This is a genomic window from Arthrobacter sp. Hb9-2, assembly GCF_059091165.1.
Genome location: NZ_JBNHGJ010000023.1, coordinates 64,552 through 78,012 on the forward strand (window position 1 = coordinate 64,552; position 13,461 = coordinate 78,012).

Here is a 13,461-nt window from a genome sequence, read left to right on the forward strand (position 1 = left end):
ATGCGCAACCGCAATGTTCTTCCCCTGCTGCTGGCTGTGCTCGTGGTGCTGGGGCTGCTCTCGTTTGGCGGCACGGGGATCCTGGGCCAGTTGACGGACAGTACGACGCCGGAAGACGGGGTCAGTGCCACGCCGGCCCCGGGTGCCGCCACTGGTCCCTCCGCCCGGGGGTCCCACTCTGCAGGGTCCGGGACAGATGCCGCACCTCAACCGCAGGCGCAGGAGAACCCGTCCGCCTTGCCGGAGGTGCGGGAGTCTGCGTTGCCGGCTGAAGGCCGCCGGACGCTCGCCCTCATCCGCGCCGGTGGACCTTACAGTTACCGGCAGGACGACCAGACTTTCGGGAACTTCGAGCGGATCCTGCCACGGCGGGACAGGGGTTACTACCGTGAATACACGGTGCCAACACCTGGGGAATCAGACCGGGGAGCGCGGCGCATCGTGGCAGGCGACGACGGCGAGAAGTACTACACAGATGATCACTACGAGACGTTTCGATTCATAGCAGAAGGCAGCTAGGCAACCATGAAGATCTACTCCGGCGAGACCTGGACCTTGGAAGAACTGCAGGAGCAGGTGGCTGACGCCGGACGCCGCAGCCTGGTGGTTCCGGCGGCCGACAGCAAGAAGGCAGTCCTGGAAACATTTGGGGAGGTCCTCAACTTCCCGGAGCACTACGGCGTGAACCTGGACGCCCTGAACGATTCCCTGCATGACTTCGCGGACAGCATCACGGACAACGGCAACCCGCCCGTCACGGTGCTGTGGCAGGTAGCGGCGCCATTCCGCGGTGACCGGTCCTTCGGGGTCATTTGCGAAATCCTCCAGGACGCCGAGCGCTACGCCGGCAAGGACCTCGCCGTTACCGCCGTCATGCTCTAGGCGCGTTCTTCCTGCTCGGCATAAGTCTCCAGGAGGTCCAGGGCCCGGCCGCCGCCTTCCTCCTCCGCAAGGGCCTTGCGCATGCTGTCTGCCTTCTCACGGCCTCCCGGGAAGGGCGGCAGGAGGGGAACCTCAGGATCAGTGAGCACTTCGATCACCACAGGCCGGTCGGCCGCGAACGCCCGCTCCCAGGCATCGCCCAGAAGCTCGGGATCGTCCACACGGATGCCCGTAAGGCCCAGCAGCTCGGCGTAACCCGCGAACGGGAAGTCCGGGAGCTCCTGGCTGTCCCGGAACCGCGGCTCGCCCTCTGACTCGCGCTGTTCCCACGTAACTTCGGTGAGCTCACGGTTGTTGAAGACACAGACGACAAACCGGGGGTCCTGCCATTGCCGCCAGCGGTGAGCCACTGTCACCAGTTCGGCAATTCCCGCCATCTGCATGGCGCCGTCCCCGGACAGTGCCACCAGCGGCCTGTCGGGATGGGCAAGCTTGGCGGCAATGCCGTAGGGGATGGAGCAGCCCATGCTTGCCAGCGTGCCTGAGAGGTGGGCCGGGACGTCCGGCGGAAGTATGAGCTGGCGGGCGTACCAGTAAACGCAACTGCCGACGTCGATACTCACCTGGGCGTTGGCCGGAAGCCTGCCATTGAGCTCCCGCACCACCCTTTCCGGGTTGACGGGGCTGGCAGGTACGGCGGCGCGCTCTTCGGCCAGTGCCCGCCAGCGCGTGACTTCCTGTTCGACGTCGGCCCGCCACTGCCCGCGCGGCCGCTGGTCAAGCCGGGAACCAAGGGCCTTGAGGGCCGTTGCCGCGTCGCCGGCCAGCCCAACCTCCACGGGGTAGCGGTTGCCGATCTTCCGCTCGTCGATATCAATCTGCACAGCCCGTGCCGCACCGGGCGGTGGATAAAACTCAGTCCAGGGATCGTTTGAGCCGACGATGAGCAGCGCATCGCAGTTGCCCAGCAGGTGGGCGCTGGCGGTGGTGCCCAAATGTCCCATGGTGCCGACGGCGAAAGGCAAGGTTTCGTCCACGTAGGGCTTCCCCAGGAGGCTGGTGGCAATGCCGGCACCCAACTGTTCAGCTACGGCCACCACCTCCGCGGCGGCGTGCCGGGCGCCCTGGCCCACGAGAAGCGCCACCCTCTGCGCATTGTTGAGGAGCGCGGCCGCGGCGTCCAGGTCTTCCCCGCGCGGCGACTTCGCGGACGTGCTCCAGGACGGCGCGGTGACCACGACGCCGTGTTCCTGCTCCAGCTGGGGTGCGGGCGCGGACTGGATATCGTGCGGCAGGATCACCACGCACGGCGAGGAGGTGGCCTTCGCCGTGCGGAAGGCACGGTCCAGGACCATGGGAAGCTGCTCGGGTGCGTTGACCTGCTGCACGAACTGGGCTGCAACGTCCTTGAACAGGACGGTCAGTTCGATCTCCTGCATGTAGGCAGACCCCAGCACAGTGCGGCTTTGCTGGCCCACGATCGCCACCACCGGCACGCCGTCGAGCTTGGCGTCGTAAAGGCCGTTGAGGAGGTGGACAGCGCCCGGCCCCTGCGTGGACGTAACCACTCCCACGCCGCCGGTGTACTTCGCGTGCCCCACGGCCATAAAGGCCGCGGTTTCCTCGTGCCGTGCCTGCACGAACTCAACCCGGCCCTCCGCCCGGCGGAGGGCTCCCATGAACCCGTTGATCCCGTCCCCGCTGTACCCGAATACACGGTTGACGCCCCACGTTGTGAGCCGTTCCACGATCAGGTCTGCCACGGTGCGGTCGTTCATGGGATCCTCCTGCAGCGGTTTCGTGCCCTGCCTCTTACGCGTTGACGATCAGGCCCAGCTCAGCCTTCGACGCCAGCGCGTCATGCCGCGGCAGCACACGTACGGTGTACCCAAAGGACCCGGAGCGGTCGATCAGCAGCGAGCCGCTGAACAGGTGCCGGCCGCTGCCCAGGTCTTCCTGGACCTTCAGTTCCATCACCGTGATGTCCGCCAAGGTGTCGTTTTCCTCCGCCCTGCCGTAGGCCACCTCCACGCTGACATCGTCCGGGGTGAGGCTGTTCAACGATACGTAGGCATTGACCTGGAGGATGTCACCGATCTGCGGGTCCTCGGAAACCCCAACGGAGTCAACGTGCTCCACGTGCACCTGCGGCCAGGCTGCACGGACCTTTGCGGTCCACGCTGCCAGGGTGCGTGCCTGGGAGTAGGAGTTGGCGCCGGCATTCCGGCCGGCCTCCGCTGCCGGGCGGTAGAGGATGTTCACGTAGTCACGCAGCATGCGGTCGGCCGAAACCGCCGGACCAAGGTGCGAGAGGGTGTGCTTGATCATCGATACCCAGTGGGTGGGCACCTTCTCGGTACCCGACGTCGACGGACCGGCTGCGCCTGCGCCTTCGGACACGGTGATGCCGTAGAACCGCGGGGCAACCTGCGTCTCGAGCAGCTCGTAGAGGGCGGCGGCTTCGATATCGTCGCGTTCCTCCGGCGATGCGTCGTTGTTGGCTGTGGGAATCGCCCAGCCGTTCTCGCCGTCGTACATCTCATCCCACCAGCCGTCGAGGACCGACAGGTTCAGCGAACCGTTGAGCGCCGCCTTCATGCCGGACGTTCCGCAGGCCTCAAGCGGCCGGAGCGGGTTGTTCAGCCAGACGTCGCAGCCAGGGAAGAGCGTCCGTGCCATTCCGATGTCGTAGTTCGGCAGGAAGGCAATGCGGTGCCGGACTTCCGGGTCATCGGTAAAGGTGACCAGATCCTGGATCATCTTCTTCCCCGCGTCATCAGCGGGGTGGGACTTTCCGGCGATGACCAGTTGGATGGGATGTTCCTTGTGCAGCAGGAGTGCCTTGAGCCGTTCCGGCTCGCGCAGCATCAGGGTAAGCCGCTTGTAGGTGGGAACGCGGCGGGCGAACCCAATGGTGAGTATGTCCGGGTCCAGCACGTTGTCCGTCCAGCCCAGCTCAGCGTCGGCCGCACCGCGTTTCTTCCAGGCTGCACGGAGCCGGCGGCGGACGTCCTCAACCAGCGCAACCCGCATTTCACGGCGCAGCGCCCATACGTCGGCGTCACTGACGTTGTAGGCGAGGTCCCAGCGGCCCAGCGCTTCAGCTTCGCTGCCGAACTGGTCCCGGGCAAGCTTTGAAATACGGCTGTCCACCCAGGTGGGCACGTGCACGCCGTTGGTGACGGAGGTGATGGGCACTTCGGAGTGGTCGAACCCGGGCCACAGTGCGGAAAACATCCCGCGGGACACTTCGCCGTGCAGCTTGGCAACACCGTTTGCCCGCTGTGCCAGCCGCAGGCCCATCACGGCCATGTTGAAAACGGACGGGGTGCCGTTCGCGTAATTTTCGCGGCCAAGCTCCAGGATGCGGTCCACCGGTACAGCCGGTGCAAGCCCCGACTGGAAGAAGTGGTGGATCTGGGAGATTTCAAACCTGTCGATGCCGGCCGGCACCGGGGTATGCGTGGTGAAAACGGTGGAGGCGCGGCCGGCAGCCAAGGCCTCATCAAAGGTCAGTGCCTCGTCCCCGGCCATCAGTTCCTGGATGCGCTCAATGCCCAGGAAACCGGCGTGGCCTTCATTGGTGTGGAACACTTCCGGAGCAGGGGTTCCCGTGAGCTTCTGGAAGGCGCGGAGCGCCTTGACCCCGCCCATGCCCAGCAACAGTTCCTGCTGGAGCCGGTGGTCACCGCCGCCGCCGTAGAGACGGTCCGTGATGCTGCGGGCCGCTTCGTCGTTGCCCGGAACGTTTGAGTCCAGGAGGAGCAGGGGGACGCGTCCGACGTCGGCGCGCCAAATGTGTGCCAGCAGTCGCCGGTTGTTGGGGAGCGGCAGGGAAACTTGCAGCGGCTGGCCGTTGCCGTCGCCGGAAGGCTCGCGGAGGAGGGTGAGCGGCAGGCCGTCCGGATCCAGGACCGGGTAGGTTTCCTGCTGCCAGGCGTCCCGGGACAGTGACTGCTTGAAGTATCCGGCCTGGTAGAGCAGGCCAACACCGATCAGGGGCACGCCCAGGTCCGAGGCGGCCTTGAGGTGGTCGCCGGCCAGGATGCCCAGGCCACCGGAGTACTGGGGGAGGACTTCGGTGATACCGAATTCGGGGGAGAAGTAGGCAATCGACGCCGGCGCGTCCGGGCCCAGGCTCTGGTACCAGCGGGGCTCCTCGAGGTACCGGTCAAGGTCCTTCTCGGCGGTGCGGACACGGTCCACCACCGACTGGTCTGCGGCAAGCTGCTGGAACTCTTCGCGGCTCACCAGGCCCAGGAAACCGACGGGATCCTCACCGCTTTCCACCCAAAGCCGCGGGTTCAGCCCGGCGAAGAGTTCCCGGGTGGGGCGGTGCCAGGACCAGCGCAAATTACTCGCCAACCGGGCCAGCGGCCGGATGGGTTCGGGGAGGACTGTACGGACCGTAAATCTGCGGATTGCCTTCACCTGCGTCACACTAACCGACAACATGCGCGGCCGGAACCAACCCCGCGTTTCTTTTGGATAAATGACTCTTCGCGTGGAGGAAATGACACGGGCCGCAACGAAAATAGTGCGCAGGCTTAGCATTCCGGCTCATTTCTCGCTAACGTCGAGCCTGTGACGACTAACTCAGGAACCATTGCCGCATCGAAGGAAAAGCCGCAGGGCCGCATCACGGACGGCCTGCGGTTTGGACGTTTCCCCATCACGGCTGTGCAGCCCGTGGTCGAGGGTGGAAAGTTTCCTGCCAAGGCCTTGCCTGGCGAGGGAATCGTGGTGGGCGCCACCGCGTTCCGGGAGGGGCACGACCAGCTTGGGGTCAGTGCAGTGCTCCTGGATCCGGCGGGCCAGGAACGGCAGCGCATCAGGCTGGCGCCGCCCCGCGGGGAACGCGGCATGGGGACGGACCGTTGGGAAGGCGTCCTCACGCCGTCGGACACGGGCAACTGGTCCTTTTTCATCGAAGCCTGGCACGACCGCTACGGCACGTGGCACCACAACGCGGAAGTGAAGGTGGAAGCTGGCATCGACGTCGAGCTGATGCTCGCGGAGGGTGCCGCGTTGCTCCACGAAGCTGCCAGGGACGAATCCCGCAGCGATTGGGATAGGGGTGTCCTCCGCGAGGCCGCGGACAAGCTCGCTGACCCTTCCCTCAGCACGGAGGAGCGCCTCGGGGCCGGATTCAGCCACGCAGTCACCGGCGTTGTCGCGCACCAGCCGATCCGCGAGCTGGTCACCGTCTCCGAGCAGTACCCTTTGCTGGTTGAGCGGGACCTGGCCGGCCGCGGAGCCTGGTACGAGTTCTTCCCCCGCTCCGAAGGCGCAGTCAAGGACCACACCACGGGCACCTGGACTTCGGGAAACTTCCGCACCGCCGCGCAACGGCTCGACGCCGTCGCCGCCATGGGCTTTGACGTCATCTACATGCCGCCCATCCATCCCATCGGCGTCCAGCACCGCAAGGGGCCCAACAACACACTTATCGCAGGCCCGAACGATCCAGGCTCACCCTGGGCCATCGGCGCGAAGGAGGGCGGCCACGACGCCATCCACCCCGACCTTGGGAACTTTGAGGACTTTGACGCCTTTGTAGCCCGGGCCAATGACCTCGGCCTGGAAGTGGCTTTGGACCTTGCACTGCAGGCCGCCCCGGACCATCCGTGGGTTGAGTCGCATCCGGAATGGTTCACCACCCGGGTGGACGGCAGTATTGCCTACGCGGAAAACCCGCCCAAGAAGTACCAGGACATTTATCCGCTCAATTTCGATAATGACCCGGAGGGGCTCTCCAACGAAATTCTCCGTATTGTCCTGCTCTGGGTCAGTCACGGCGTAAAGATTTTCCGGGTGGATAACCCGCACACCAAACCCGTGTGGTTCTGGGAGTGGCTTATTGCCCAGGTGGATAAGCAGGTTCCGGGGGTTGTGTTCCTCGCTGAGGCTTTCACCCGTCCCGCCATGATGCACGCGCTGGGCCGTGCCGGCTTCCAGCAGTCCTACACCTACTTCACGTGGCGCAACACCAAGAAGGAAATCGAGCAGTACTTCAACGAGGTCAGCCACGAGTCGTCGGCCTTCTTCCGGCCCAACTTCTTTGTGAACACGCCGGACATCCTCACGGAATACCTCCAGTTTGGCGGGCCGGCTGCGTTCAAGATCAGGGCGGCCCTGGCATCCACGGCAAGCCCGCTGTGGGGTGTCTACGCGGGGTACGAGCTGTACGAGCACGTCGCCCGGCCGGGCGCCGAGGAGTACATCGACAACGAGAAGTTCGAGTACAAGGCGCGGGACTGGAACGCGGCCGCCCAGTCAGGGCGGACTCTTGCTCCGTACATCACCCGGCTGAACGAGTTGCGGCACGCGCATCCGGCGCTGCAGGACCTGCAGAACCTGACGGTGCATCACAGCACTGATGACTCAACAGTGGTGTACTCCAAGCACAAGACCCTCGCCGACGGATCCAAGGACACCATCATCGTGGTGGTCAACCTGGATCCCCACGTGACCAAGGAATGCAGTGTATCGCTGGACCTTGCCGCCCTGGAGCTGAACCCGCAGGACCTCACCGCGAACGGCGGCTTCCACGTGGACGACCTCATCTCCGGTGAAAGCTGGGAATGGGGCGAGTACAACTACGTACGCCTGGACCCGCATGTTGAGCCCGCGCACATCCTCAGCGTGAGGAGAATGCATCAGTGAGTTTTAATCCGCAAAGTTCGGGACAGCATTTCACGCCGAAGAGCACCTTCGAACTGAATGCGCCGGGCCTGCAGCACGATCCGCTGTGGTACCGGAAAGCCGTTTTCTACGAGGTCCTCGTCAGAGCTTTTGCGGATGCCAACGGTGACGGTTCCGGGGATTTCTCGGGCCTCATCGACAGGCTCGACTATCTGCAGTGGCTGGGCGTGGACTGCCTCTGGCTGCCGCCGTTCTTCCAGTCGCCGCTGCGCGACGGTGGTTACGACATCTCCGACTACAACTCGGTCCTGGACGAGTTCGGCACCATCACGGACTTCAAGCGGCTGGTTGCCGAGGCACATGCCAGGGGAGTGCGGGTCATCATCGACCTGCCACTGAACCACACTTCCGACCAGCACCCCTGGTTCCAGGAGTCGCGGAAGGACCCGGACGGACCGTTCGGCGACTTCTACGTCTGGAGCGACACGGACGAGAAGTACCAGGACGCCCGGATCATCTTCGTGGACACCGAGGAATCAAACTGGACCTTCGACCCCATCCGCCGGCAGTTCTTCTGGCATCGATTCTTCAGCCACCAGCCGGACCTGAACTTCGAGAATCCCAAGGTCATCGACGCCCTTTTTGACGTGGTCCGGTTCTGGCTGGACCAGGGCATCGACGGGTTCCGCGCCGACGCCATCCCCTACCTCTTCGAGGAAGAGGGGACCAACTGCGAGAACCTGCCGGCCACCCATGAGTTCCTCCGCAAGCTGCGTGCCATGGTGGACGAAAGCTACCCGGGACGCGTCATTATTGCCGAGGCGAACCAGCCGCCCAATGAGGTGGTGGAGTATTTCGGGACGGAAGCTGAACCCGAGTGCCACATGGCGTTCCACTTCCCGATCATGCCGCGGCTGTACTACGCGCTTCGGGACCAAAAGGCTGCGCCCATCATCGAGACGATGCAGGACACGCCGAACATTCCCGACGGCGCCCAGTGGGGCACCTTCCTGCGGAACCACGACGAACTGACCCTTGAAATGGTGACCGCCGATGAGCGCGCAGCCATGCTCGGCTGGTATGCACCGGATCCCAGGATGCGTGCCAACATCGGCATCCGGCGCCGGCTCGCACCCCTGCTCGACAACTCCCGGGCGGAGATTGAACTGATCAACGCCCTGCTGCTGTCGCTTCCTGGCAGCCCGTTCCTGTACTACGGGGACGAGATCGGCATGGGGGACAACATCTGGCTTGAAGACCGGGACGCCGTCCGGACGCCCATGCAGTGGAACCCGGACCGGAACGCGGGCTTCTCCAACGCGGACCCGGGCAAGCTCTACCTGCCGGTCATCCAGTCCCTGGTTTACAACTACAATATGGCAAACGTTGAGGCCGAGGCCGCCCACTCGGGGTCGCTGCTGCGCTGGACGCGCCAGATCCTGAGCGTCCGCAAGAACCATCCCGCTTTCGGCCTGGGCTCCTTTAAACACGTTGAGGCCGACCATGACGCCGTCCTGGCCTACCTCCGCGAGTTGCCCAGCGGCAACGCCGCGGGGGTGGACGGCGAATCCATTCTGTGTGCATTCAACCTCTCGCAGCATCCAGTGGCCGCAAGGCTGCGTATCCCCGATTACGGCGGGCGCGGCCTTCGTGATGTATTTGGCGGCCAGCCATTTCCTGGCATCAACGAGGACGGGACGCTGACGCTGACTCTCGGCAGCCACGATTTCTTCTGGCTGAGGATCCGGTCGGCAGCGTCCAATCCTTCGTCCCCCTATACGCAGGCAATGCCGATCCTCTCGATTGAGAACTGACATGAACCAGCCCATCCTTACCCCCGCCCTCACCGCGTTGCTTCAGGAATGGCTTCCAAGGCAGCGCTGGTTCCCCGTGAAGACGCCCGCCTTCGAGCTGTCTCAGGCAGGCAGCCTGGGGCTGGACGATCCTTCCGGCCACGCAGGGCTCGCAGTCTTCCTCCTGAAGGTGACCACCCGGGGAGCCGACGGCGGCCGACGTACCGACGTCGTCCAGGTCCCCTTGAGTTTCCGGCCGGCGCCAGCCGCCGGGATGGAGCGCGCGCTGGTTGGCGAGGCCGCCGGGACGGATCCATCCAGGCCCTGGGTTTACGATGCCGTGCACGATCCCGATTTTGTGGGCGCCTGGCTTGACCTGATGCGCAGCGAGGACAAGGCCCCCAGCGGTACCGCCTCCGGGTTCCGGGCTCCAGGAGACCACCGCCTTCCCACAGCCCGCGGGGTGGTGAAGGTCCTTTCCGGGGAGCAGTCCAACAGTTCAGTAATTGTGGACGACGGCGAATCGGCTGCCATCGTGAAGTTCTTCCGCGTCCTGTCGGAAGGGACAAACCCCGAGGTTGAGGTGGGTGCTGCCCTCACGTCCGCGGGGACTACGGAAGTTCCGGCGACCCTGGGCTGGGTCCGCGGCGAGTGGCTGGCCCAGGGCACGCCTTCTTCCGACGGGCCGGGCTCCGGTTCCCGTTACGTCCAGGGCGAGCTGGCGGTGGCCCATGAGTTCCTGGCCGGCGGGCGCGATGCCTGGCGGCTGGCTGTTGACGCGGCCAGGTCCGGAATCGACTTTACGGCTGAGGCCCGCGCCTTGGGCGCCGCCACGGCAACGGTCCATCGCCGCCTTGCAGAAGCACTCGGGCAATCGGCGGAGGCCGAACCCGGCAAGGTGATTGCCCCTGCAGTAGCCCAGCGCGTCCGGCAGGCCTGGGCGGAAGCCGCCTCCGCCGTCGGCCCCTACGACGACGCGCTGGACCACCTCCTGCGCGGACTCGACGGCGTTGCTGCCGGTCCGCTCCAGCGGATCCACGGCGACCTCCACCTCGGCCAGATCCTCCAGGTCCCGGGCCAGGCGGGCAACGCGCCCAGGTGGGCGATCCTCGACTTCGAAGGCGAACCGCTGCGTCCCATTGCGGAGCGCAACGTTCCCGACGTTCCCCTGCGGGACGTCGTCGGGATGCTGCGGTCCTTCGACTACGCGGCGGGAGCTGCCCATCGTGAACAGGAAGGCGCCAAAGTGCCGGCCTCCTGGGTCGACGACTGCGCCGAGGCCTTCCTTGCCGGATATGCGGGTGTCACGCCCGGCACCGTGGACCGGGACTCGCCCCTGTTTGTGGCATTGTGGCTGGACAAGGCACTGTACGAAGTAGTTTATGAAATGCGTAACAGGCCCGACTGGCTGGCGATCCCTGTGAACGCCTCCAGGCGGCTCCTCAGCGGTAACGGCGCCGGCGACCAGGCCGGGGCAGCATCGGAAGGTAACGAAATGACAGGCTCAGCACGAACGGACCGTCCGGGGGTGCCGCTGCACGTGGATGCGGGCACCCTGGGCAAGATCGCGAACGGTGAACACCACGCCCCCCATTCCATCCTGGGCGCGCACCTGGACGACTACGGCCACGTCACCATCCGTACCGTGAAGCATCTGGCGGAGGCCGTTACGGTCATCACTGCAGCCGGCGAAATCCCTATGGAGCATGAAGCCCACGGCGTGTGGGTGGCCGTTATGGATCCGCTCCAGCAGGGGCACGTCCCGGACTACCGCCTGGCCGTAACCTACCCTGGTGCTGAGCCGGTCACCGTGGACGAACCCTACCGCTACCTTCCCACCGTGGGTGAAGTTGACCTGCACCTCATTAATGAAGGCCGGCACGAGAAACTCTGGGAAGTCCTGGGCGCCCATGTCCAGCACTACAAGTCGTCCCTTGGAGACGTGGACGGTGTGTCCTTTGCCGTCTGGGCCCCCAACGCGCAGGCTGTGCGCGTTATTGGTGACTTCAACGGGTGGGACGGGCGTGAAAACTCGCTCCGCTCCCTTGGCTCCTCCGGCGTGTGGGAGATTTTCGTTCCCGGGGTTGCAGCAGGGGCGTGCTACAAATTCCAGGTCCGCACCAAGGCCGGCCACTGGGTGGAGAAGGCTGACCCGCTTGCCTTCGGAACCGAGGTCCCCCCTCTGACAGCGTCGAGGGTGGTGGAGCCTTCATACGCCTTCAAGGACGACGAATGGATGGAGGCCCGGGCCAAGCGGGATCCGCACAACTCGGCCATGAGCGTCTACGAAGTCCATCTTGGTTCGTGGAAGCTTGGGCTCGGCTACCGGGAACTGGCCAAGGAACTGGTGGACTACGTCAAGTGGCTTGGCTTCACCCACGTGGAATTCATGCCGGTGGCGGAACACCCCTTCGGTGGATCATGGGGCTACCAGGTCACGTCGTACTTCGCCCCCACGTCCCGGTTCGGGCACCCCGACGAATTCCGGTACCTGGTGGACGCACTCCACCAGGCCGGCATCGGGGTTCTGCTGGACTGGGTGCCCGCGCACTTCCCCAAGGATGCATGGGCCTTGGCCCAGTTCGACGGCGAGCCCCTGTACGAGCACGCCGACCCCGCCTTGGGCGAGCACCCTGACTGGGGCACGCTGATCTTCGACTTCGGCCGCACCGAAGTCCGCAACTTCCTCGTGGCCAACGCACTGTACTGGCTGGATGAGTTCCATATCGACGGCCTGCGCGTGGATGCTGTGGCCTCCATGCTCTACCTGGACTACTCGCGCGAAGAGGGTCAGTGGCGGCCCAACCGGTTCGGCGGCCGGGAAAACCTCGAAGCCATCTCGTTCCTGCAGGAAGTCAACGCCACGGTGTACAAGACGCACCCCGGGGCTGTCATGATTGCCGAAGAGTCCACAGCCTTCCCCGGCGTTACGGCCCCCACCAGCCACGGCGGACTGGGCTTTGGCCTGAAGTGGAACATGGGCTGGATGCACGACTCGCTCAAGTACGCGTCCGAGGACCCGGTGAACCGCAAGTGGCACCACGGCACCGTGACGTTCTCCCTGGTTTACGCCTTTACGGAAAACTTCCTGCTCCCTATCAGCCATGACGAGGTAGTCCACGGCAAGGGCTCCATGCTCCGCAAGATGCCCGGCGACCGTTGGCAGCAGCTGGCCAACCTGCGAGCCTTCTTCGCCTACCAGTGGGCCCACCCGGGCAAGCAGCTCATTTTCATGGGCACGGAGTTCGGCCAGGAAGCGGAGTGGTCCGAACAGCACGGGCTCGACTGGTGGCTCGCCGATATCCCCGCTCACAAGGGACTGCAGTTGCTGACCAAGGACCTCAACGAGCTCTACGCCTCCACGCCCGCTCTCTACTCCCGGGATAACGAGCCCGGCGGCTTCCAGTGGATCAACGGGGGAGACGCGGAGCGCAATGTGCTCTCGTTCATCCGCTGGGACAAAGAGGGCAACCCCCTGGTCTGTGCCATCAACTTCTCGGGCGCGCCGCACGCTGGCTACACCCTGGGAGTACCTGAGCCGGGGGCGTGGACAGAAGTGCTGAACACTGATGCCACCACCTATGGCGGCTCAGGTGTGCTGAACGCCGGTGAGCTGAAGGCGACGGATGAGGGGCAGGACGGACAGCCGGCCACCCTGAGCGTGACCCTGCCACCGCTCGGTGCTGCGTACTTCAAGCCGGCATCAGCAACGTCCGCCTGATTCCTGCTTGAACTTCTTCGAAAGAGGCCCGGAATCCTTGTGGTTCCGGGCCTTTTCGCTGTTCTGTCCGCCTGCCCGGGAGTGGTCGAAGGGGCCGGTTGGCTATCTCCGCAGAGTGGTGGTAGAGTTTATTTCCGCGCTGCTCCACGAAGTCAGACGGAAAAACCGACAACCAAGCCTCAGGCTGAAGAATGTCGTGGACGCCGGTTTGACAAGTGAAAGTCCAGCGGGTAAGTTTGAAAAGTTGCTCCGGAGCGATCCTGAACCGTTTGGTTGGGTGGTGCCGGGTGTGTCTGTTGTTTGAGAACTCAATAGTGTGCCAAGTTTGTTGATACCAATTTTTTATTGATTGGTTGAATTGACTGGATTGTGCCACCCCGTGGTGTGGTCTGGTTTTTACAGCTGGTTTCAAATTTTGCA

General features: G+C 64.5%; 7 protein-coding genes. 5 read left to right on the forward strand and 2 right to left on the reverse strand.

The window, feature by feature from the left end; genetic code table 11:
• Together AC5RV1_RS13870 and AC5RV1_RS13875 are read left to right on the forward strand one after the other, a co-directional pair.
• On the forward strand, window positions 1-519 hold the full coding sequence (locus AC5RV1_RS13870) for a guanyl-specific ribonuclease (protein WP_493994947.1): 519 nt from the start codon (window positions 1-3) through the stop codon (window positions 517-519).
• 6 nt (window positions 520-525) lie between these two features.
• Window positions 526-882, forward strand: a complete 357-nt coding sequence (locus AC5RV1_RS13875; RefSeq protein ID WP_493946357.1) for a barstar family protein — start codon at window positions 526-528, stop codon at window positions 880-882.
• Here the strand turns inward: AC5RV1_RS13875 and AC5RV1_RS13880 are convergent.
• Both AC5RV1_RS13880 and glgP read right to left on the reverse strand, forming a co-directional pair.
• The gene (locus AC5RV1_RS13880; protein WP_493994948.1) at window positions 879-2,660 is read right to left on the reverse strand and encodes a thiamine pyrophosphate-requiring protein; all 1,782 of its coding nucleotides are present in this window, start codon (window positions 2,658-2,660) and stop codon (window positions 879-881) included. The two genes, AC5RV1_RS13875 and AC5RV1_RS13880, sit on opposite strands and share 4 nt — an antisense overlap.
• A gap of 34 nt (window positions 2,661-2,694) precedes the next feature.
• Window positions 2,695-5,313 carry an alpha-glucan family phosphorylase gene (glgP, locus tag AC5RV1_RS13885; protein ID WP_493946359.1) on the reverse strand — a complete coding sequence of 873 codons (2,619 nt, stop codon included), beginning with the start codon at window positions 5,311-5,313 and terminating at the stop codon, window positions 2,695-2,697.
• Between the two features lie 153 nt (window positions 5,314-5,466).
• Between glgP and AC5RV1_RS13890 the strand changes: the two genes are divergently transcribed.
• The 3 genes from AC5RV1_RS13890 to AC5RV1_RS13900 are packed head-to-tail and all read left to right on the forward strand — an operon-like array spanning window position 5,467 to window position 13,041.
• Window positions 5,467-7,548, forward strand: a complete 2,082-nt coding sequence (locus tag AC5RV1_RS13890) for an alpha-1,4-glucan--maltose-1-phosphate maltosyltransferase (RefSeq protein ID WP_493994949.1) — start codon at window positions 5,467-5,469, stop codon at window positions 7,546-7,548.
• A complete protein-coding gene (gene treS, locus AC5RV1_RS13895; RefSeq protein WP_493994950.1) occupies window positions 7,545-9,341 on the forward strand; it encodes a maltose alpha-D-glucosyltransferase in 1,797 nt (598 codons plus the stop codon). Before AC5RV1_RS13890 ends, treS begins: the two co-directional genes overlap by 4 nt.
• 1 nt (window position 9,342) lies before the next feature.
• Window positions 9,343-13,041, forward strand: coding sequence for a 1,4-alpha-glucan branching enzyme (locus AC5RV1_RS13900; RefSeq protein WP_493994951.1), 3,699 nt, complete (start codon window positions 9,343-9,345; stop codon window positions 13,039-13,041).
• The last annotated feature ends 420 nt before the right edge of the window (window positions 13,042-13,461 follow it).